Source organism: Colwellia sp. 75C3 (assembly GCF_002836255.1).
GTDB lineage: Bacteria > Pseudomonadota > Gammaproteobacteria > Enterobacterales > Alteromonadaceae > Colwellia.
Genome location: NZ_PJAU01000060.1, coordinates 251890 through 275149, shown reverse-complemented (window position 1 = coordinate 275149; position 23260 = coordinate 251890). Strand labels below are relative to the sequence as shown.

Genomic DNA, 23260 nt, shown 5'->3' with positions numbered 1-23260 from the left:
GCTAACTTTGCCAAGATTGCATACGTCCTTTAAGACGATGCATTGCTTGACTATGAATTTGACTTACTCTCGACTCACTAACGTCAAGTACTTGACCTATTTCTCTTAAATTCAATTCTTCATCATAATATAAAGACAGTACAAGAGCTTCACGCTCGGGTAAAGACTTAATACATACGGCTAAGCCTTTTTTAAAAGCATTATGCTCAATACTTTGATATGGATCATCCCCAAGACTATCATCACAGAGTTTTATAGCATCTTCATTAACACCGAGATCTTCAATACCGAGTATTTTCCCCGTACTGACCTCACTTAATATATGATGGTAGTCATTTAATGAAATATCAAGTTTTTCAGCGACTTCTATATCAGAAACATCTCGGCCAAATTGCGCTTCGAGATTTTTTATCGCTTCACTTATCATTCGGCTGTTTTTATGAACAGATCGTGGGGTCCAATCACCCCGGCGCATTTCATCTAACATAGCGCCACGAATTCGAATACCAGCAAAAGTTTCAAAGCTAGCACCCTTAGTATTATCAAAATTATTTGCAGCTTCAAATAAACCAATCATTCCTGATTGTATTAGGTCATCAACTTGAACGCTTGCTGGCAGCCTTGCTAAAAGGTGATAAGCAATACGCTTAACTAAAACAGTCTGTTGTTCAAGTAAAACAGTTTTATCTATTTGATTATTGTAGCTATTCGCTTTTACCACGTATTATTGCTCTCACTAAGTAATGCTTAATTAATCAGTTAATTAGCAAGTAACTGCTCAATAAAGAATTCTAGATGTCCTGAAGCTTGTTTAGGTATTGGCCATTGGCTAACTTTAGTTGCTAAGTCAATATAAGCCAAAGAAGCTGGGGACTGCGGGTAAGCCTCTACTATAACTTTCTGTTTACGTACTGATTTCCTAACATTCTCATCAAATGGAATGACTGCAACCAATTCAATGGCTACATCTAAAAACCTATCAGTCACTTTAGTTAACTTAGCAAAAAGCTGTTGTCCTTCTCTAGGACTACGGACCATATTGGCGACAACTTTAAATTTAAACACACCATGGTCACGGCTTAGTAACTTCATTAATGCATAACAATCCGTAATTGATGTTGGCTCATCACATACGACTAACATGACATCCTGTGCCGCGCGGGTAAAGCTTAATACCATATCCGAAATGCCGGCAGCTGTATCAACGATCAATACATCAAACTGGGTACGCATTTCACTAAAAGCTCGAATAAGACCAGCATGCTCTGACGGGGTCAAATCAACCATTGACTGTGAACCTGATGTAGCTGGAATAATTTTAATGCCAGCGGGCCCTTCGATAATAATATCATCAAGCTCACATTCACCAGATAACACATGAGATAAGTTACGTTTTACTCTTAATCCAAGCATTACATCAACATTAGCAAGACCTAAATCGGCATCAAGTACCAGTACTCGTTTGCCTTGTTGCCCTAAAGCAATAGCGGTATTTAGCGAGGTATTAGTTTTACCAACACCACCTTTACCGCCAGAAACGGCTACCACTTTAACTTGCTGTAAATTTTGCATTTTTCTTAAGCCACTCGCTTGATCTATCATTTAATTATTACTTCTAATTATATCTGTTTAGCTATTAGCTAGAGTCTTAGACAGTTACTGCGGGTGCAACAGGCATCGGCCGCAATACACTGACATTATTTTTTACTGACTTAGTTGCCATCTTATCTGCAAGAGTAACTAATTTCTCAGCATTTGCAACTTTAATATCTTCTGGAACTCTTTGCCCATCAGTAAGATAACCTATTGGCAAGCCATTTAGAATCGAAGTTGTAATTATTTCACCAATACTGATACTTTCATCAAGTTTAGTATAAATACACCCCGACAATGGTACTTTTTTAAAGCGATCAACATTTTCTTGCATGACACCTTGTTGAGCATTAGCCGCAAGCACCAAGTAACTTCGAATTCTCACTCGGGCATTTGAAACTAAAGCCGTTAACTGTTCAGCTAAACGAATGTCACGTTGTCCCATGCCAGCAGTATCAATTAATATTAATTTTTTCTTCGAATACTGTTGTAATAGAGTATCTAACGCTTGACTATCTTTAGCAAGACTCACTTGACAGCCAATAATTTTTCCATAGGTTGCTAATTGCTCAAAGCCGGCTATCCGAAAGGTATCTGTAGAAATAAGTGCTACTTGTTCGCTACCATGTACTTGCGAAAACCCTGCAGCAAGCTTAGCAATAGTCGTTGTTTTACCTACACCAGTAGGACCAACTAAAGCCACTACACCGCCACGATTTATTATATCATTTTGTGTAGTATTTATTTGTTGAGCAATAAGTTGTGTTGCTTGTTGCCAAGCTTGCTTTCCATCGGATTGTTCAGGAACATAACCCGCTATTTGATCCGCTATTTGTTCATTTAATCCTAAAGCTAGTAAACGGTTTACCAATACAGCTCGCTGAGGGTCTTTTTGAGCCATATCTTGCCACATCAAACCTGAAACTTGATGCTCTAACAGTGAACGAATAGATGCCATTTCTTGCTGCATTTTCGCAAAGTCTTGTGAAGATACCTGTGCATCATCATTTACACCAATAGCTAGAGGGCTTGAAGATGACATGTTTTTGGATATATTTGCAGTGATTTGATCACTACCGTATTGCTCATCACCTGACATTGGTGCTTGTTGTAATGCGTTAGCAACATTATCAGGGGTTGAATGGGTCAGACGGTCAGTAAAATTCTTTAACTGTTGCTCAATACTCGCATCGCCAAAGTTAGTAGGCGCTTGTTGCGGCTCGTCTTGTTGCACCTGACGATTTAGTAATGCAGAGAGACTATCCGCTGGAGCATGTTCATTTATTATTTCACTTGCTGTTGGTGATGAAACCGTATTTTGTATTGCGGTTTGTTGACCAATACTAACAACATCATTGCTTACTTCTCTTGAACTCGAGGAATTTATCTTCAGCTTGCTTTCTTCTGCTTTATCTTCTGTCGTATTTTTTGGAAACTTTGCAGGCGGTACGGCTTGGTTGTAATCAACAGCAGCCATTAACTCCACTCCTTCAGGAATCTTTTTATTGGACATAATAACCGCATCAACGCCAAGTTCTTCTTTAATCTGTGCTAATGCTGTACGCATATCTTTGGCAACAAAACGTCTAATTTTCATATCCAGCCTCTATTATCACTTTAAGTTACAACCATGCACCGTATACTTTAAATAAAATGTTATTGCCCAATAGCACTAACTATTTTGATTTGTTTATCATCAGGTATTTCTTGATAAGAAATAACACGTAAGCTCGGAATCGTGTATTTAACAAACTTAGCCAATACATGTCTTAATATACCTGATGTTAATAATATTGGTGTATCACCAGCCATTTCTTGCTGGTTAGCTCCTTCAGTTAATGATTGTTGTAAGCGCTCTGCTAAACCTGGTTCAATACCAGCACCATCATCACCTGCCATCTGCATTGATTGATGCAACATCTGTTCCAACTCTGGAGCCAAAGTTATGACAGGTACTTCTTGTGCGCCACCAACAAGATCTTGAACGATAAATTTTCTTAAGCTAATTCGAACTGCAGCGGTGAGTACTTCAGCATCTTGGCTTTTTGGTCCATACTCGACAAGAGTTTGTACAATTGAGCGCATATCACGTACAGCAACGCCCTCATTCATTAAGCTTTGTAATACTTTCACAACTGTACCCAAAGTTAAGGTATCAGGAACAAAACCTTCAACGAGCTTAGGATAGTTTTTAGCAAGTAAGTCTAACAGGTTTTGAACTTCCTCATGCCCCAATAGCTGGGCAGCATTGTTTGTTAATATTTGACTTAAATGAGTCGCTAATACAGTTGCAGAATCAACCACGGTATAACCCAAAGTTTGCGCTTGCTCACGTTGATTTTGGTTGATCCAAGTTGCATCAAGCCCGAACGCAGGGTCTTTAGTTGCTACTCCATCAAGTGAACCAAAGACTTGTCCGGGGTTAATTGCAAGCTCTTGATCATGTCTAATTTGTGCCGTACCGACAACAACACCCATTAAAGATATTTGATAACTGTTCGGATCTAAATCCAAATTATCTCGAATATGCACTGCGGGTACTAGAAAACCAAATTCTTGTGAAAGCTTTTTACGTACACCTTTAATTCGGCTCAGTAACTCTCCACCTTGCGCTTTGTCCACCAAAGGGATTAAACGATAGCCAATTTCTAAACCGATAACATCAACATGATTAACATCATCCCAATCCAGTTCTTTTACTTCATCTTCTTTTTGTTGATGCTGAACTTGTTCATCTTGTGCTAACTTGTCAAGTTCAACTTTTTGGTTTACTTTATTTCTAGCACCAAAAAATGCGGCTGCTGCAATGATCGCTGAAAATAATAAAAAGACAAAATGTGGCATACCTGGAATTACGCCCATCACAAACATTACACCGGCAGCAACGTAGAGAGACTTTTCTTGGCCAAGTTGACTACTTACTTGCTCACCCATATCTTGCGATGTATTTTGACGGGTTACAACGATTGCTGTACCAATGGATAATAATAAACCAGGTATCTGTGCTACCAGGCCATCACCAATAGTAAGTAAAGTATATATCTCAACAGCACGAGAAAAAGATAAATCATGCTGTACCATACCTATTATTAAGCCACCAACAATATTAATGAACAAAATGAGAATACCAGCAATGGCATCACCTTTAACAAACTTACTAGCACCGTCCATAGAACCATAAAAATCAGCTTCACTGGTTACCTCTGTTCTTCGCTCTTTAGCTTGTTCTTGTGTAATAAAACCCGCATTCAAATCAGCATCAATTGCCATTTGTTTACCAGGCATTGCATCTAAGGTAAAACGCGCAGTTACTTCAGCGATTCGTCCAGCACCTTTAGTTACCACAACAAAGTTAATAATGATCAATATAAGAAAAACTACTAAGCCAACCGCATAGTTGCCACCGATAACAACCGATCCAAATGCTTCAATGACCTTACCAGCCGCTTCAGGGCCTTCGTGACCTTCTAATAACACCACACGAGTGCTAGCCACATTCAGCGCTAGTCTTAAGATAGTCGCCACAAGTAAAACTGCAGGGAAAGATCCAAAATCAAGAGGTTTCAAGGTATAGACTGTTATAAGTAATACAACGAGGGAGAGCGCGATGTTAAAAGAGAATAAAATATCTAATAACCAAGCAGGCATGGGTAAAATAATCATACCTAAAGCTGCCATCACCAATATAGGTGTGCCTAAGCCCGAAAGGTGACGTAATTTTGATTTATCAAACTGATTAAAATAAGCGGCTAATTGCATTACTACTTCATGATGTTTTTTTGACAGTTACAATAGAATTAGCAATTTTCATACCAAAGGGAGTGGTAGTAGGTAATTGCGATGAAAGGTAAATATTTCAATAATTTTACAGAATAGCTTTCTGTCACCCAATTTCTAATATCTAAACTCATCAGGTATAGGAAGTTCTTTAGCAACGGGGGTTGGTTTTTTAGCATTGCCTTTTTTATGCTCATTCAATTGAAAAATAAAAGCGAGTACCTGGGCAACCGCAGCAAATAACTCTTCAGGAATATCATCACCAACTTCTGCTGTATAATAAAGTGATCGGGCTAATGCTGGTGATTGAATTATTTCAATTTGATGCTCTTTTGCAATGGTACGGATATGTAGAGCCATTTCATCAACCCCTTTTGCTGATAATACGGGAGCACCACCTACCGCAGCATCGTATTTGAGAGCAATTGAGAAGTGTGTTGGGTTAGTGATCACTACATCAGATTCAGGTACATCCTGCATCATTCGTCGTTGCGACATCTCATATTGGGTCCGACGAATACGACCCTTTATTTCTGGACTACCCTCAGTCCCCTTATGCTCATCTTTAATTTCTTGTTTCGTCATTTTTAACTGACGATTGTGATTCCATACTTGATAGGGCGCATCAATTACAACAATGATACCTATTGATAAAGCAAGTACCAAAAACATCCACTGTAACATGGTAAGCGCATGTTCAAAGTTATTGGGAATAGTTTCTCGGCTTAAACCAAGAATTTCCTCAAACAAACCACTCAGCAGTAAAAAAGCCACAATAAAAACAACAAAAAACTTTAAAATAGACTTAATCAGTTCAACTGCAGCTTGTACACCAAACATACGTTTAAAACCTGCTGCTGGGGATAGTTTACTTGCTTTAGGTGCCATGGCTTCCCAAGAAAAGCTCATACCACCCAGCAGTATATTACCAACAAATGCCGCGAGCATAACAATAAAAAAAATCCACAACAATGGCGGAACAATTTGATAAACGCCATCACTTATCACTTTAAATAATGCATTTATATCCATTGCTTCTTCACGACTTAAGCTAAACATATGACTCATCATGCCTGCCATTGATGTAGCTAAAGCTTTTCCCATCAATAACATCGCACAAGCACTTCCCACTAAAACAAAAAAAGTACCTAAATCTTTAGAGCGAGCAATTTGACCTTTTTTTCGAGCATCAGTAATCTTTTTAGCCGTGGGCTCTTCACTTTTTTCACCACTATCAGAATCAGCCATTTACGTCGCCTTACAATCAATAAGGTAACAACTAAAATCAAGAGCACGCTGCCACTGCAACTCAAAGTGAGTAAAGAAGTTCCCAAAGGTTAGCCACATAATAAGTAAACCTGCCATCATGGTGATAGGGAAACCAATGGCAAAAATATTAAGTTGCGGAGCTGCTCTTGTCATAATGCCAAAAGAGAAATTGATCAATAACATAGCTGTTATTGGTGCTAAAGCAAGTGATAATGCGGTTGCAAACATCCATCCGCCCCATTCAACTACTTCGCGATACTTGATGCTAGATAGATGTTCTGTTGGGATGGGTAAAGTATCGAAACTAGCAACGATAAATTGCAAATAGGCGAGATGACCATCCATCACCCAAAATAATAACGAAGATAAAATAAGAAAAAATTGACCAATAGCAGGAACATTCATACCACTGGCGGGGTCAACTAAAGACGCGAAACCAAGGCCTGATTGCATAGCAATAATTTGACCTGCTAGGGTAAAAGTATTAACGACCATGATAGTTACAAAACCAAGCATGATGCCAATAATCATCTGCTGACCCAATAGAATAGCAGTATTAAATGACACCAAACTATCTACACTAGCCGATGGAATTGCTGGCATCACAGCAATGGTAATACTGACGCATAAAAACAGTTTGACTCGACCGGGAATAGTCTTCGAGCTGAAACCTATCATTGTCATAATCAAGGCCGAAATACGACTAAATGGCAAGATAAAATCTGCCATATATTGATTAATAATAGACTCTGTAAATTCCATTAAGCCTCTCTAAAAGTAAGGATGCCTAACCACATAACTAAACAATCACACTGGGAATACTGGAAATTAGCCGGATGGTATAGTCCATAACTTTCTGTACTAACCAATGCCCCCCAATAATTAGGGCAAGTAAGGTAACAATTAGTCTTGGTAAAAAGCTTAAGGTTTGTTCGTTAATGGATGTGGCGGCCTGAAAAACAGCAACCATTAGGCCAACAGCTAGACTTGGCAGGATAATGGCGCACACTAAAAGGATCACAAGTAATAATGCATCACCTAACATATCTACATAAATTTCAGGACCCATAAGCTGCTCTCTTTTACTTATCTAACATTCTTAACAATATAAAATTACAATTTAAAAACTAGCCACTTAAAATATAGACTAGGTTCCTAATCCATAACTGGTTGCGATCGTACCAATAACTAAGTTCCAACCATCAACTAAAACAAATAGCATTAATTTAAAAGGCAAAGATACAATCATAGGTGAAAGCATCATCATACCCATCGCCATTAAAATACTGGCTACAACTAAATCAATAATCAAAAAGGGAATGAATAGTATAAAGCCAATCTGAAAAGCTGTTTTTAATTCACTAATAATAAAAGCGGGTATAATTACCGTCATGGGTAAATCGGTTGGTTTATCAACGGCATCAATACCGGCCATTGCAGCTAGAGTATCTAAATCTTTAATTCGTGTTTGTTCTAACATGAAGGCACGTAATGGCACTTTACCAAGGTTAATCGCTTCAGTTGATGTTAACTCCTCCGATAAATAAGGCTGAATGGCACTTTTATCTATTTGATTATAAACCGGTGTCATGATAAACAGGGTCATAAAGAGGGTTAAACCGATAATTACTTGATTTGATGGTGTTTGCTGAAGACCAAAGGCTTGGCGTAAAATCGCCATTACCACCACAATACGAGTAAACGATGTCATCATAATAACCGCCGCCGGTATAAAACTCAGCGCAGTCATAAAAATCAAAATTTGTAAGTTTACCGAATACTCTTGTGAGCCATCAGGGTTAGTCGTCAATGTTAATGCCGATAGTGATAAATCCTCAGCAAATGCACCGAAGCTCATGCTGAGCAAACATAAAATTATGATGGTGAATAACGAAATTCTTTTCATGGTTTGTTGGTATTCCCTAAAAAACAACCTGATCAAAGTCGTTGTGATAACATTTATTATATACCGCTTTACTTGATTATGATTCTCTCAGGTTTCCTGAAACGAGCATATTCAAGTGGAACGGGCATAGGTACTGAGCCTATTCAATACTAAGACTTTTTAGCCAAAAGGAAAGACCACAGTCCTTTTGGTAACTCAGTAGCCTTTAACGTTTGAGTTGCTAACGGCTCGGCTAAACGCTCAATTAAGGTAACTTGTTGAGCGGTAACCCCTAAGAGCAACTGCTGGTCTCCGGCTTGAATAACAACTACACGTTCTTTCGCCCCTAACGATAAACTGGTCACAACCTTTAATTGACTAACGCCTTGTTGAGTCAGGTTAAAACGTTTAAGCACTAAAGCACAAATAATTATTAACGCGAGTACCATTAACAATGATAAGACCATGCTGCCAGCATCCATATTTGCCATTACATGCTTACCAACTTGTGGGGTATTGTTAACAAACGCCTGCGGCACAGAAGCTTGATGATTTATACCTAACAATTTTGGATCATGCTCAGCTGATCCTTGAAGAGTTTCTCCTTCCACTGCCGAGTCTTGCTGTTTGATAGACTCTTCAATAACAGAATTTTTTACTCGTTCATTTCCGGAGTCACTTTCTTGTGCTAAAACCATTAAAGACATTAAACAACAACTAAGAGCCAGTAATATACGTATTGTTCTTATTATCATATTGCGTTTATGTCTCTATTTACTTAATGCTTAAGAAATTATGTCTACTAATGAATGTTTGTTAAGTTGTTTTATTTTAACTTTTTAATACGTTCAACTTGGCTAACCACATCAGTTAAGCGAATACCAAATTTATCGTTAACAACAACTACTTCACCGTGGGCAATTAAAGTACCATTAACTAATACATCAAGTGACTCACCAGCGACTCGGTCTAATTCAACTACAGAGCCTTGGTTTAACTGTAATAAATTTCTGATGCTGATATTACTTCGGCCTACTTCCATCGAAATAGTAACTGGAATATCTAAAATAGCATCAAGCTTTCGCTTTTCTTCACCTGTAATAGGGGCATCATCTGGGGTTAACTCTTCTAGTTCAACCGTTTCAGCATTTTCTCTTGCTTCCGCTTGTTCATCTAGTGCTTCATCCCACATACTTAGATCTTCGTCTTTATCGTCACTCATACCACTGGCCTCAATTTATAATTTATTCAAATAGGTTAACTTATATAACTATTACTGCTTATAAGTCATCTTCTAGCAGGTGAAGTTCTGCATCGCTATCGAGGCGTTTACCACCTTTAGTTAAGATAGTTAATTCAGATTTAGCTGATTCAGGTCGCTTAATTTTCGATTCTATCTTCAATGCTATGTTATCTCGACTTCGGCCTAATTTAGCTCTAAAGGACGGTAAGTCTTCAATTAGCACGGTAATATGCTCTGGCATTTCTATCGGTATAATATCTCCTGCCTGTAACTCCATCACTTGGCTTAAGGTGATATCAACCTCAATAAACTTAGTATTTATGGTTACAGGTACATCCATAATTTCATCACGTAGCGCTTTGGACCAACGCATATCAGTATCTTCTTTATCACTTTGCACACCCGCATCAAGCAATTCACGAATAGGCTCAAGCATAGAGTAAGGTAATGCTATGTGGAAATCACCGCCGCCGCCGTCTAATTCAATATGAAAAGAACTAATAACAACGACTTCAGTTGGACTAACAATGTTTGCCATTGATGGGTTAACTTCTGAATCTAAATATTCAAAGGAAACATCCATCACCGGAGACCAAGCTTCTTTGTAATCTTCAAAAATAAGCTTTAATAGCATTTGAATAATTCGGCGTTCTGTCGGGGTAAATTCACGGCCTTCTATCTTGGCGTGGTAACGACCATCACCACCAAAAAAGTTATCTACCAAAATAAAAACTAAACGTGCTTCCATGGTAATAAGTGCTGTGCCCTTTAATGGGCGAAAACGTACCATATTCAAGCTAGTAGGTACAAACAAGGTATGTATGTACTCACCAAACTTTATCATTTGGATACCATTGATAGAGACTTCAGCAGTCCGACGCATCATGTTAAATAAGCTAATGCGCATATGACGAGCAAAGCGTTCATTAACCATCTCCAACGTTGGCATGCGGCCACGTACAATACGATCTTGTGAAGAAAAGTCATAGTCAGAAGTGCCATCTCGTGATTGGACGACATCCTCAACTACATCTTCTTCTTCAACATCATCAACACCATGTAATAGCGCATCAATTTCGTCTTGGGATAATAAATCACTCACTCAATAATCTCTTCTTATTTACTTTGCTTAATGTTAACTAGCGTTCAAGGTACTTTAGTCAATAAACTTAGCTAACTATTGCATGACAAAACCGGTAAAAAGTACTTTTTCAACCGTTTTATCACCTTCAACATCTGTCATCATTTTCTGAACTGCTGCTAATGATTGCTGTTTTAAAGAGGTTTTCCCTGCACTTGTTGCTAAATCATCCGCATTGGCTTGCGAGAATATGCCGAGCAAGGTGCTTTCTATCAATGGAATATGCATTTTAGCGTTTTCTTCATTATCGCCACCGCGGACAAGTAACTGTACACGTATTTCGACAAAACGATCGCGAGCTGCACCAGGTACATTAAAACGGAATGGTCTTGGCATCGGCACATAAAGTGCGCTGCCTAGCTTAGCGCCAGAATCAGCTTTAGCTTTAGCTGCTGCGTCACCATTACTACTATCTAATGCTGCATCAAGCTGTACTTGATTAGTATCACCACCAGCCATAAAGAAAAAATAAGCTCCTCCACCACCGCCGAGTAAAACAACCACAGCAATAATGATAATTATCATTTTTTTCTTCTTGCCGCTTTTATCTAACTCTAACTCACCTTCTTTGCCATTTTCTTTTTCGTCTGCCATGAGAGTCCTTAAAATTTACCACTATAAATAGTGATAATAATGAGTGAATAATTAATGACAAATTAATGACATAGTATTTATTGATAGACTATATCCTTGAATAGTCATTGAGCCAATGTGTTTTCATCAACTTAACTTCATTTTAAGTGATTAAGCGTAGTAATCTACGCTGGTTGCAGAAGAATCGAACAATTCTGCCGATAAAATGTGCTCTACATTATGCTCATCTTTTTGCGGTGCGTTTGTTAAGATATCGCTATTACCATTATTTTTAGGTAAGTTTTGCTCATCACTGTTTTTCTGTTGATTTTGCTGCTCAACATTAGCGTCACCTACATCAACACCTTGCTCCGACAACATATCTCTTAATTTGTGCATATTTTGTTCTAGTGCATCTTTTGCTTGCTGATTTTGTACAACAAAGTTAACTGAAGCTTGCTCGCCTTGTAAGTTAACGCGCACTTGCATATTACCAAACTCAGGTGGATCCAGCGTTATATCAAATTGCTGCAGTTTTTGGTTAATAGTCATCATGACTTTATCTTTCACTGCGTCAGCAAAGTCTTTTCTAAAAATGGAGATGGTTTCTTGTTGAAGTTGAATATTATTTTTCTGTATTTGTACGGTATCACTAACAACATTATGATTGAGTACTTCTGATACTTGATGATCAAGATAAGCATCGTTATTTTGTTTTGTTTGCGTTGCTTGCACTGTTTGAGCCTGTAGGTCTGACACAGATCGCGTCGCAATATTATCTATCATTTTACTCGGTATTTTTACGCCTTGATCCTTCAACTGTTCTTCAGGAAAAAGCATCGGGTCAATATATTCCTCACTAACCTCTTCAATAGCTTGCTGCTCACTAGTCACTGCTTGTACTTTTTGTTGCGTCTGAACTTGCTGTAATGCTTGTAATTGAGCACTTGTCAGCACAGGTTGTTTTTCTTGAGCCACCATAGGTCGTAACTGAGGGATATTTTCAACTACTGTTTGTGGGTTTAGCTCTGCTTTCAATTTATCTGTATTAGCTTTACTTAATTCCAATTTCCCTGCATCACTATCACTCGGATTCACACTTTTATATTCTGGCGAAAAATCGGTTATCTTTGTTGAAGAAACAACAGCTTCCCCAGTTACTTTAGTGGCTAATTCTGCATCTACTTGGCCTTGTGGTTTAACAAGTGATCTGGCTTTTTCATCACTGTGCATCACCTCACCTTTAGCAACTGACTCTTTAGCCACTGATTCTTTAGTAACTGACTCTTTAGCCAAACGAGACATGCCCTCTACAATAGGTTTTCTCTTGTCAACAGGCTCAACAGGCTCAACAGGTAATTGATACAAACCAGAGTCGGCTTTTTCTGTCAGTTGGCTTTTACTCGCTAGTGATACGCCGGAGGCAACATCTGTTATTTTATTATTATTCAATTGCGCATTAACTAACTGAGCATTCATTAACTGCTGGCTAGTGATACTTTCACTTTTTATAGCACCCTGCTGTGATTGTAATGACAGCAAGTAATCTTTTAATAGTTGATCATTTGGCTGCGTTGCTGAAGCATTGCCATTTTTTATCTGTGTACGAACCAGTACTTCCTCTTTAGAAAAAGCTTTTAACTTATGCTCACCTGTCAAAACGGGGTCACTTTCCGCCGAAGCCACAGCAGCGTTAACTACCTCAACTTTGCCATCTTTATTCTTAACTTCAGCATCAATAACTTTACTATTGCCGTCTTTTACCTGCCCGGATTTAGCACTAACGGTGTCCTTACCTATTTCTGTTTTCGCTGCAGGAGCAGAAGCTAAGGTGTGATCACTATTATACAGTAATGCAATAAACTGCTCAGATTCAGTTAAAGACTCATTATTCATTGAGGTTTCTTTATCTGTATCATTACCTTCTTTAGGAATTTCATCTACTGGAGTTTCTTTACCGGTATGAGCAGCATTAAGTGATTTATCAGAGTCACTCTTTTGACTATTATTAGTCTCATGCTCCTCAGTTTTGCCGTTGCCGCTAATAGCTTTACCATCGATTGCCGTCGGTGCTTGCTCTGCTGCGGATTCTTCACGGCTACTGGTTTTACTATCTTCTGGAAGATGTTGCTCAACTAAACTAGAAAAATCAGTATCTTTGTTGCTATCAGCTGAAGCATTTGATGATTCTTTAGTTTTTAAATCAGTATCTTGCGATAAAAAAACAGGTAAAACATTCACTGACTGCATAATAACCCCAATAGCTCAAATTAATTTATATGGTTTAATTAGAAAAAAAACACCCGTGTTTGTTCGGACAATACGGCTTACAATTCTCAGATATTCTTTCTCTCTAAGGAAAGTAGAGCAAAAATCATTCCACTTCATCACGACAATCCGATAGATGACTTACTTTTAATGGCTTGCTAGCGAATGGGTCGGCGAATATATTGCTGCGTTGCTATTTCATCAAACATTTTTTGTTCAGACTTATCTGCCGCCACGGCTATTATTTTTAAACGTTTATCACGTAATAACTCAACCGCTTTAACTTTTTGTCTTTGCTTAAACCACAGGCTCTTACTCTGTTCTACTAGTGCTTTTGCTTGTCGCATCGCTAATTCAACTTGTTTAGAAGCGGTATCAAGCTTGCCGATAAAAGCATGGTAATGACTGTATGTCGCACTATCTAAACCATGCTCAGCTTTCTGACTTAAACGTTTCATGTATTCTAAACGATAGTCAGCAACGCCTTGTAGCCGGGTAATGTTTTGTTGATATTCATTTTCAGCAATCTTTAATTGATCGGCGCAACGTTGCTCGTTATCAAGTTCATACTTTAAAATGGTATCAAGTTGCTTCATTGCCATAGTTAGGTACTCTTTAGTTCAATGATAATAAGTTTATATTTATAAGTTTATTGCCGCGATTACCAGTCGTTAATTACTGATTATTGTGAGCATGCGCTGCAGCAATAATTTCTTTCATTTGAGCAATGCTTTGATCATAAGGAATAACTTCACTAATTTTCTGCTGTAAAAAGAAGTTAATTACCGGTAGCACGTTTATAGCCTGATCAATGCGAGGATCATTACCTTTGGTATACGCACCTATCGCAATAAGATCTTTATTTTGCTGATAAAGGGCATACATTTGCTTTAATTGTTTTGCTAATTCCTGGTGGTCCTCACTGGTTACCATTGGCATTACCCGAGAGATTGAACCTTCAATATTTACCGCCGGATAATGTCCCGCATCGGCTAACTCTCTAGATAAAACAACATGGCCATCTAAAATAGCACGAGCGGCGTCAGCAACAGGGTCTTGTAAATCATCGCCTTCGGTTAATACCGTATAAAAAGCAGTAATTGATCCCTGCCCCTCACCACCATTGCCGGCACGTTCAACTAACTGAGGTAATTTAGAAAAAACAGATGGTGGATATCCCTTGGTTGCTGGCGGCTCCCCAACAGCTAAAGCAATTTCACGCTGCGCTTGCGCATAACGTGTTAATGAATCAAGTAATAACAAAACATTTAAGCCTTGATCACGAAAATATTCACTAATTTGTACTGCGGTTTCACAGCCTTTAAGACGCATTAAGGGTGAATTATCTGCAGGTGCGGCGACAACAACTGCGCGTTTAAGCCCTTCTTCACCTAAAATTTCTTCGATAAATTCTTTTACTTCTCGTCCACGCTCACCAACCAAGCCTACCACGACAACATCTGCTGTTGTGCCGCGGGTCATCATGCCCATCAGTACACTTTTACCAACTCCCGATCCTGCAAAAAGCCCCATACGCTGACCTTTTCCCACGCTGATAAAGCTATTGATAGAACGAACGCCAACATCAAGTACTTCAGTGATGGCTCGTCGTGATAAGGGGTTAATGGGTTTACTGTCATGATGATAATCATCATCAGACTTGATAGGCCCTTTGCCATCAAGGGGTTTACCTACACCATTAATAACACGGCCAAGTAAGTCCATTGATAAAGGTACTTTCGCTTTACTCGATATAGGTAATACTCGTGCGCCGGGCATGACACCCCGAAGACTTTCTTCTGGCATGAGATAGGTTATGTCTTGAGCAAAACCAACAACTTCTGCTAATAAATCGCCATGCGCAGTTTCAACGAGACATTGACTACCGACATGTGCTTTAACGCCAACAGCTTCAAGTGTTAAGCCCACGACACGAACTAACCGGCCAGCGACAGGCGCTTTGAAATCATGAATGAATTGTTGATTTTTTTTAAGGCGCTCGGTTAAGCGCACGCTATCAACCATAGTTTTAATTTACCTTAAAATAAAAAGTGCGATATTAAAAATTTAAGAAGCAACTATCTTATTAGTTCTGATGTAAAGCTTCCTGCAAGAATGGTTCCAGCACTTGCTTTAATCGAGCCTTCATCTGTAAATCAATATTTGAGGTGCTGTTTTCTATTTGACAGCTGCCTTGGGATACTTGTGGAGCCGGTAATAAACGCCAGCCCTGCTGAGTAATGTGTTCAGCGCCAAATTGAGCTTCTACCAGCTTAATATCATTTGGGTTCAAGTATATTTGCGTCTGCGCGTCGCTACTAGGTAAGCTTTTGATACCTGTAGCAATCGCCGCCATTAAAATGTCGGGATTAGTTTTTGCTTCGTGTAACACGACCGCTTCAGTCAATTGTAAAACTAAATTAAGTAATTGCTCTTCAACATTTTTTTCCACGCTAGCAAGCGGCAGATGTAATTGTTCAATTAAACTTTGCCATTTAGTACTTTGTTGATCAATATGCTCTTTACCTTGCGCTAAACCTTGTTCAGTACCGTCTTCAATACCTTTTGCTTTACCTTCTTCTAAACCTTTAGCTTTACCTTCTTCATAACCTTTAGCAAAACCTTCTTCTTTGCCTTGACCAAAACCTTCATCACTTGCCGCTTGACGAATTTCTTCAATATCTTGCGCAGTTAACGGCTCAGGCTCTATTTCTTCAGGCTCTGGCGGCTCGTAAACCCAGTTGTTTTTTTTACCTAAAGCGTTGGTTTTTTCGTTATCTTGAACACTCGGTTTATTTTGCACATTAGGCAAAGACCAAACATCTGTCGCGTCTTCTTGCGACGCTTTTATAATACGAATAGGTGATTTACTCATGAAAATACCTTTTATAACTACTTTTATGCAAAACGGATTAAGTTATGGTTATAAGAACTCATCGCCGCCACCGCCGCCACCAAGCATAATTTCGCCGGCGTCAGATAATCGTCGGGCAACAGATAAAATTTCTTTTTGTGCCGCTTCAACTTCACTAATACGTACAGGTCCCATTGCCTCTAAATCATCAGCCATCATTTCTGCAGCACGTTTTGACATGTTACTCATTATTTTGTCTTTTAATGCCTCATCGGTACCTTTAATTGCTTTCATCAAGGCCTCTTGCTGCACTTCACGTAAAATGGCCTGCATGCCTCGGTCATCAACATCGGCAAGGTTTTCAAAGACAAACATTAAGTCTTGAATTTGTTGACTCATTTCTTCATCATTTTCACGAATTGAATCCATCAACATACCTTCAACATTAGACTCGAGATAGTTCATAATATCTGCAGCCGCTTTTAAACCACCCATTTTTGCAGCTTGCGCGCCAGCTTGACCAGCAAACTGTTTCTCCATTATCTCATTCAACTCTTGCAATGCTGCAGGTTGAACTTCTTCTAAATTGGCAATACGCATCATTAAGTCTAAGCGCACTTTATCGGTAAACTGCCCCATAATCTCTGCAGATTGTTCAGGTTCAAGATACGAAAGTACAATCGTTTGGATTTGAGGATGTTCATTACGAATGATATTTGCTACTTGCTTAGAATCCATCCATTTCAACGAATCTAAACCTTTAGCACCACCACCCATCACTATTTGGTCAATTAAGTTACCGGCTTTATCTTCACCCAATGCTGCGGTTAACGCTTTACGAACAAACTCTTCGCTTTGGAAACCAATGGTGGAGAAATTTTGTATTTCATGAATAAATAACTTATGAACAGCAGTAATTTTTTCTTGGGTAAAGTCCTGCATCGCCGCCATCACTGTGCCCACTTGTTGCACTTGCTTTGGTTCAAGATGTTTTAAAATTTGTGCGGCATCTTCTTCAGATAAGCTAAGCAGTAATATTGCTGCTTTTTCGGAGCCTTCTAATTTATCTACATCAAAGCCTGCTGGAGCTGCGGCTAATTCGCCGACTTCTTTTTCATCACTCATCTTCGTTCAACCAACTTTTCACTACTTGCGATGATAATTCTGGTTCATTGGCAACTAATGCACGAACCGCTTTTAATACATCTTCATCTCGATGAAGATCAGGTAATTGTAAACTGCCATCTGCTGCAAAGCCGACTGCCCCAGCATCAAAGTCAGACGTCAGCATGTCCATAGTTTCATCACCTAAATCGATATGACCATCAAGTGATTTATCACCATAATCATCTGGCGATTGATCTGGGTAGATTAAACGTTTTAACATAGGTCGCACAACAGCTAAGATAAGAACAATAATAACCAAAGCACCCAATACCAATTTAAGTACTTTAACAAACCAAGGCTGTTGCCAAATAGGTAATTCTACTACTACGCCAAAATCTGGACGATTAAAGGGAATAGTCACCACTTCTAAAACATCACCTCGCTGTAAATCAAAACCAATACTACCTTGCAACAGACGACGGATACTAGCAGTTTCACCTGCAGAGCGTGGCACTAAACTTGCCGCTGGAGTGTTTGTAGCTCCATCAACAGGTGCCGTCGCAATGCCTGCCACATAATCAAGTGCTACTGATACGCTAACACGCCTAATAACGCCCGCCTGTTGTTTAGTATGGCTAATGGCTTCATCAAGTTCATAGTTTTTAGTCGACTCTGAATGTTTTCTGCTTGGCATGCTTTTCTTTTGCCCGCCACCAGCATTTTCAGGAATAACGGATTCAATGGGTGGTTGGTTTGTTAGTGCACCTGGGATCCCCCCTAATGCGCCGCCAATATTACTGGTTTCAACGCTCATTTCGCTACGTAGCGCTGGTAGGTCTGAATTATAACGACGCTGAGTTTCTTCAACATTGGTAAAATCCATGGTGATATCAACTTGCGCGGTATAGTTACCTAAACCGACAACGGGGATAAGAATACTGTCAATTTTCTCCATGTATTCTTGTTCACGTTTTTGTTCAATCTCAAATTCTTTTCTTGATCTAGAAGAGATAGAATCCTGTGAACCAGAATTGAGCAAGCGACCATTTTGATCTGTTACGGTGACACGATTTGGGCTTAAACCTTGTACTGCCGAGGCAATAATATCAACAACGGCATCAACTTCTTCTTCCGAAAGAATTTTACCACGCTGCATAGTCAATACAGCCGTCGCTGAAGGATTTTTTTCTCGACGAGCAAATATATTTTCACGTGGAATAGCCAGTAATATTTTAGCTCTACCTATGCTTTTTAACTGTTCTATTGTTTTAGCTATTTGTTGTTCTCTACCGTATTGTAATCTTTCTCTCTCAAGGCGCTGACTAACACCAAAACCCATATCTTTCATTAAGATATCTTCACCTTGAGAAGGTTCATCTGTTAAGCCTTCTCTAGCCAGTAATAACTTTACATTTTGATATTCATCCGTAGGCACCGAAATGGTATTATTTGCTTGACGGTACTCCACTTGATTGGCATCAAGGAAGTCCATGGTAGTAATTAATTGTTTAGTGGGGAGTTTTGATAGGAAGCGGTATTCAGGCTCATTCGCTAGAATAATAACAAATACAGCAATAGCTAAACAAATTGTCAAAGCAACAACGATGGTAATTTGTCGTAAAATATCGACATTACCTAATGAGGCAGCAAAACCTGATTTTTGCTCTCCTATACCCGCGCCATCAGCTTCACTGGCGATCATATCGCCACTACTATCGGCTGTAACCATTGCGTTTGTATCAGACACTTCACTTCTCCGCTGTACTGTTTTTTGAAACAAGGTATTTTATTAACGAATAATACTTGTAATACTGTTTTACATACTTAGATTTAACTGTGAATAAATCGTTTATAACAAGACGCTTGATTGATGAATATATACAACAGCTTGCCTATTCCGCTCTTACCTTAACTAAAAAGCAACGACGTTATAAATAATTTAGGCCAGTTAAATTAGACTGGCATGCTCATTATTTCTTTATATGCTTCAACAAATTTGTTTCTGATTTGAACTGTTGCATCCAATGCAACACCTGATTTAGAGGAAGCAATCATTACTTCAGCAAGCGTGACGTTGCTATCACCCATTTCAAAAGCTCTTTTCTTGTCGCCAGACTCTTGCTGTAATTCATTGACGCCCTTAAGTGCATTGGTAAGCATATCGCCAAAGTTACTCGTAGATTCATTGATTTTACCAACGCTATTACTTGCAGTACCGTTTATACCAATGGCATCAACATCAATTGCTGGTGGTTTATTACCCATGGCTTGTAACGACATACTTTGCATTTGGCTATATAGAGAATTACTTTTGATATCCATAGGGCACTCACTTTTGTCAATTTTTTAACTTTAAACAAGATATAACAGTGAGGTTGCAAACATAGTGCCAAAATAGAATTTTTAAACGGTGTAATGATTAGAGAGGTATATATGAGGTGTTTTTGCTGGCCAGCTAAGTTGACCATGATAAATAATGAATATTATAAGGGAAGTGAAACTTCCCAAGTTGTGGTTAATAATAACCTGGGAAGCACTGCTTTATAGTTAACCTGAACTCTGGATAAGCAGCACTTGCTCAATATTCCCCTTTATCCGATTCTCAGCGTTAAAACGTCGATAAATAACCAGTTATTCATAAACGTTTTGCCTTGATAATTGAATAAATTGAAACATTGATGGAATATATCACTACTTAATTTTGTAAAGCGTGCCATAAATAATTTAAGCTGTTGTTTTACTTGAATATAAAGCACTCATTACCCAGGGTTCATGTTAGTTAATTAGGCTGGAATTTCAATACCTGAATCACGCATTTTTGCAATTTTATAGCGCAATGTGCGCGGGCTTATTCCTAAGCGTTCTGCTACGTCCTTTCTACTGCCATGACAAGCTTGCAAGGTATCTAGAATAATTTGATGCTCTTGCAGTTTAAGCTCACTACCAAGTTTATCTTCACTACTCGTAACCGGGTCTGACTCGACCACCAGTGCAGTATCAAAGTTTTCAATCAGTAAGTCGCCTGCATCAATAAGCTGATTAGTATGTAAAATCATTGCTCTTTGAATAACATTATCTAGTTCACGAACATTACCAGGCCAATGATAAGCATTAAGCTTACTACGCGCTGCCCCCGAAAACTCAGGTATACTTTCGCCATTTTTTTGACAATGACGGGAAACTAAGTGCTCAGCTAAAACAAAGATATCATCAACTCGCTGAGCTAGCGGTAACCAAGTAAGTGGAAAGACATTCAGGCGATAATAAAGATCTTCTCGAAATATGCCATCATTTACCGCTGCCTTTAAATCTCGGTTACTGGTTGCAATAACACGCACATCTAAGCTGATAGTTTTTCTTCCGCCTAAACGTTCTACTTCACGCTCTTGCAATACTCGCAAAATTTTCGCTTGTAAATTCAAGTCCATTTCGGTTATTTCATCAAGTAAAATAGTACCACCCTGTGCTTGTTCAAACTTTCCTGGGCAAGCTTGAATTGCGCCAGTAAAAGCACCTTTCTCATAACCAAATAACGTCGCTTCAAGCATATTTTCTGGTATTGCCGCACAATTAATAGCGATAAAAGGCTGAGTACTGCGTTTCGAATGGTTGTGCACGTACTGTGCTAAAACTTCTTTACCTGAGCCACTGGGACCAAGGATCATTACAGACGCATCGGTACTGGCGACTTTTTTAGCTAAGACAAGTAACTCCAATGAGCGTTGATCTGCAACAATGGGATCATTTTTATTTACTATTTCTGGTGGAATATATTGGCTGACCATATTAAGCAAAACTTGTGGAGCGAAAGGCTTAGCAATATAGTTACAAGCACCATCTTTCATCGCTTGTACCGCATCATCTATAGTGCCGTAAGCAGTCATCAATAATACCGGTAAGTTAGCATACTGACTTTTAATACTTTTTAGTAAAGATAAACCACTCATGCCCCCCATTTGCACGTCACTGATGACAATATCCACCTGATGGTTTTTTAAGGCCAACAAGGCTGCTTCACCAGAATCAGCTTCAACGCAGCGGTAATCGGCTAAAGAAAGTGTGTCCACCAACGCTTCGCGTAAACCGGCATCATCTTCAACTACTAGAATTTTATGTTCAGTCATGAGTCTCTCCCACAGAACAACTGGTCATCACGTTACCTTGTTCTAACAAAGGTAACTTAATAACAAAATGTGCGCCTGCATTGGTTTCGTTCAGTAAACTAACTTCACCTTGATGCGCGCCCACTACTGATTTAACAACAGCCAAACCAAGACCTGTTCCTTTACTGCTTGAGGTATAAAAAGGCTGAAAAACTTTATCGATTATTTTCGTATCAATACCAGGTCCATTATCTTTAAAACTTAAATAAATATGATTGGCTTGACGATAAACTTGAATATTTATCTGCGGCTCTATGACCTTATGAGTACTTATTGCTTGTAAGGAGTTATGTAATAAGTTTTGAATAGCCCCTGTTAAAGCACTTTTATTGCCTAGAATATAAAGCTCATCTTCAGGTAATTGTACTTTTACCTGAGTATTCGCTTTATCGAGCAACGCATCCATTGAACTAACGGTAGTATTAATGAGTTCCCCTACATCGATAGAAGCAACCACTTGTTCTTTGCCACTTTTAGAAAATAACAGCATATCGTTCACTTGCTGCTCTAAATCATGTAAGCGGTCATTTAGTTTTCCTTGAAACTTCAACCGTGAAGTTTCTGCAAGTTTATTTGATGATAAATTTTCGCTATATAAAATAGCGGCAGATAAAGGCGTACGAATTTGATGGGCCAGCGTTGACACCATTTTTCCTAACGAAGAAAGGCGCTGCATTTGTGCTAACTTATCTTGCAGTAAACGAGTTTCAGTTAAATCAGTTATCATGATCAACTGACCAGGCTGAGAGCCTAAACTGGTGATTTCTAATTTTACTCGGCGGCCATCTTTAAGTGATATTTCATGCCAATCATCTTCACGTGGATTAAACGATCGCGCGATAACATTAAACCAAGGTTGGCCAAGAATGGGCTCATCAAGTAAGTTTCTAGCGACTTGATTTATTTTCACCACAATACCATTACCATCAAGCATAACTAAGCCTGTTGGCATGACTTCTATTAGCTGGTCTGCTAATAAATTATAACTAGGTGTCTGTTTTTCTGATGTTGAGTTATGAAAAGGGTGAGTACTCTCGATTGAGCGTGGTGAAAAGCTATGCTTGGTGCTTTGAGTTACTTGTGCCCTCAATGCCGCTAATTCACCAGGAAACGCTTCATGCTCAAGTAAAGAAGGCTTACTTACCCCAAGCACATTCATTGAATGAAACGCGGCATTAGCGCTTGCATCCCTTGCTAAAGGCATAATACTAGGAATTACTGCAGAGGTTGCTTGTGCCATAACTTGTGCCATACATAGGTACTCGAAAAAACTATCTAGTACTTACAAAGCATTTACCATGCCATTATTTTTACCTTAGAATTCAATAGATTAAGCATTAAAAACATTAACCCCTGTTAATATTTACTGTCAATCTATTGACCTTAA

21 protein-coding genes are annotated in these 23260 nt (G+C 38.9%); all 21 read right to left on the bottom strand.

Annotation, left to right across the window (positions count from 1 at the left end; genetic code table 11):
- Nucleotide 1 precedes the first annotated feature (1 nt).
- The 21 genes from CXF85_RS20620 to CXF85_RS20520 all read right to left on the bottom strand — a co-directional run bounded on the left by CXF85_RS20620 (nt 2) and on the right by CXF85_RS20520 (nt 23125).
- On the bottom strand, nt 2-721 hold the full coding sequence (locus CXF85_RS20620) for an RNA polymerase sigma factor FliA (RefSeq protein ID WP_101230525.1): 720 nt from the start codon (nt 719-721) through the stop codon (nt 2-4).
- A 38-nt stretch (nt 722-759) separates the two neighbouring features.
- Nucleotides 760-1602, bottom strand: a complete 843-nt coding sequence (locus CXF85_RS20615) for a MinD/ParA family ATP-binding protein (RefSeq protein ID WP_101230524.1) — start codon at nt 1600-1602, stop codon at nt 760-762.
- Between the two features lie 46 nt (nt 1603-1648).
- Nucleotides 1649-3190, bottom strand: coding sequence for a flagellar biosynthesis protein FlhF (gene flhF, locus CXF85_RS20610; RefSeq protein ID WP_101230523.1), 1542 nt, complete (start codon nt 3188-3190; stop codon nt 1649-1651).
- Between the two features lie 59 nt (nt 3191-3249).
- Nucleotides 3250-5352, bottom strand: coding sequence for a flagellar biosynthesis protein FlhA (gene flhA, locus CXF85_RS20605; protein ID WP_101230522.1), 2103 nt, complete (start codon nt 5350-5352; stop codon nt 3250-3252).
- Nucleotides 5353-5487: 135 nt separating this feature from the next.
- Nucleotides 5488-6618 (bottom strand): flagellar biosynthesis protein FlhB, encoded by a 1131-nt coding sequence (gene flhB / locus CXF85_RS20600; protein ID WP_101230521.1) that lies wholly within the window; start codon nt 6616-6618, stop codon nt 5488-5490.
- Complete coding sequence (fliR, locus tag CXF85_RS20595; protein ID WP_101230520.1) at nt 6619-7401, bottom strand: flagellar biosynthetic protein FliR; 783 nt, start codon at nt 7399-7401, stop codon at nt 6619-6621.
- Nucleotides 7402-7438: 37 nt separating this feature from the next.
- Nucleotides 7439-7708 (bottom strand): flagellar biosynthesis protein FliQ, encoded by a 270-nt coding sequence (gene fliQ, locus CXF85_RS20590; RefSeq protein ID WP_101230519.1) that lies wholly within the window; start codon nt 7706-7708, stop codon nt 7439-7441.
- 78 nt (nt 7709-7786) lie between these two features.
- Nucleotides 7787-8545: a flagellar type III secretion system pore protein FliP gene (gene fliP, locus CXF85_RS20585; protein WP_101230518.1), complete on the bottom strand. Its 759-nt coding sequence runs from the start codon at nt 8543-8545 to the stop codon at nt 7787-7789.
- Between the two features lie 149 nt (nt 8546-8694).
- Nucleotides 8695-9231, bottom strand: coding sequence for a flagellar biosynthetic protein FliO (fliO, locus tag CXF85_RS20580; RefSeq protein WP_232771288.1), 537 nt, complete (start codon nt 9229-9231; stop codon nt 8695-8697).
- Between the two features lie 119 nt (nt 9232-9350).
- Nucleotides 9351-9746: a flagellar motor switch protein FliN gene (fliN, locus tag CXF85_RS20575; RefSeq protein WP_101230516.1), complete on the bottom strand. Its 396-nt coding sequence runs from the start codon at nt 9744-9746 to the stop codon at nt 9351-9353.
- 58 nt (nt 9747-9804) lie between these two features.
- Complete coding sequence (gene fliM / locus CXF85_RS20570; protein WP_101230515.1) at nt 9805-10869, bottom strand: flagellar motor switch protein FliM; 1065 nt, start codon at nt 10867-10869, stop codon at nt 9805-9807.
- Nucleotides 10870-10944: 75 nt separating this feature from the next.
- Nucleotides 10945-11502: a flagellar basal body-associated protein FliL gene (gene fliL / locus CXF85_RS20565; protein WP_101230514.1), complete on the bottom strand. Its 558-nt coding sequence runs from the start codon at nt 11500-11502 to the stop codon at nt 10945-10947.
- Nucleotides 11503-11652: 150 nt separating this feature from the next.
- Nucleotides 11653-13731 (bottom strand): flagellar hook-length control protein FliK, encoded by a 2079-nt coding sequence (locus CXF85_RS20560; RefSeq protein ID WP_101230513.1) that lies wholly within the window; start codon nt 13729-13731, stop codon nt 11653-11655.
- 176 nt (nt 13732-13907) lie between these two features.
- Nucleotides 13908-14351 (bottom strand): flagellar export protein FliJ, encoded by a 444-nt coding sequence (gene fliJ, locus CXF85_RS20555; protein WP_101230512.1) that lies wholly within the window; start codon nt 14349-14351, stop codon nt 13908-13910.
- A gap of 73 nt (nt 14352-14424) precedes the next feature.
- Nucleotides 14425-15774 carry a flagellar protein export ATPase FliI gene (fliI, locus tag CXF85_RS20550; protein WP_101230511.1) on the bottom strand — a complete coding sequence of 450 codons (1350 nt, stop codon included), beginning with the start codon at nt 15772-15774 and terminating at the stop codon, nt 14425-14427.
- Between the two features lie 61 nt (nt 15775-15835).
- Complete coding sequence (gene fliH, locus CXF85_RS20545; RefSeq protein ID WP_101230510.1) at nt 15836-16624, bottom strand: flagellar assembly protein FliH; 789 nt, start codon at nt 16622-16624, stop codon at nt 15836-15838.
- A gap of 48 nt (nt 16625-16672) precedes the next feature.
- Nucleotides 16673-17728 carry a flagellar motor switch protein FliG gene (gene fliG / locus CXF85_RS20540; RefSeq protein ID WP_101230509.1) on the bottom strand — a complete coding sequence of 352 codons (1056 nt, stop codon included), beginning with the start codon at nt 17726-17728 and terminating at the stop codon, nt 16673-16675.
- Nucleotides 17721-19412 carry a flagellar basal-body MS-ring/collar protein FliF gene (gene fliF / locus CXF85_RS20535; protein ID WP_101230614.1) on the bottom strand — a complete coding sequence of 564 codons (1692 nt, stop codon included), beginning with the start codon at nt 19410-19412 and terminating at the stop codon, nt 17721-17723. Before fliF ends, fliG begins: the two co-directional genes overlap by 8 nt.
- Nucleotides 19413-19663: 251 nt before the next feature.
- Nucleotides 19664-20032 carry a flagellar hook-basal body complex protein FliE gene (gene fliE, locus CXF85_RS20530; protein WP_101230508.1) on the bottom strand — a complete coding sequence of 123 codons (369 nt, stop codon included), beginning with the start codon at nt 20030-20032 and terminating at the stop codon, nt 19664-19666.
- A 461-nt stretch (nt 20033-20493) separates the two neighbouring features.
- Entirely contained in the window at nt 20494-21834 is a 1341-nt protein-coding gene (locus CXF85_RS20525) for a sigma-54-dependent transcriptional regulator (RefSeq protein WP_101230507.1), read from the bottom strand.
- Nucleotides 21827-23125, bottom strand: a complete 1299-nt coding sequence (locus tag CXF85_RS20520) for a sensor histidine kinase (RefSeq protein WP_101230506.1) — start codon at nt 23123-23125, stop codon at nt 21827-21829. Before CXF85_RS20520 ends, CXF85_RS20525 begins: the two co-directional genes overlap by 8 nt.
- Between the last annotated feature and the right edge of the window lie 135 nt (nt 23126-23260).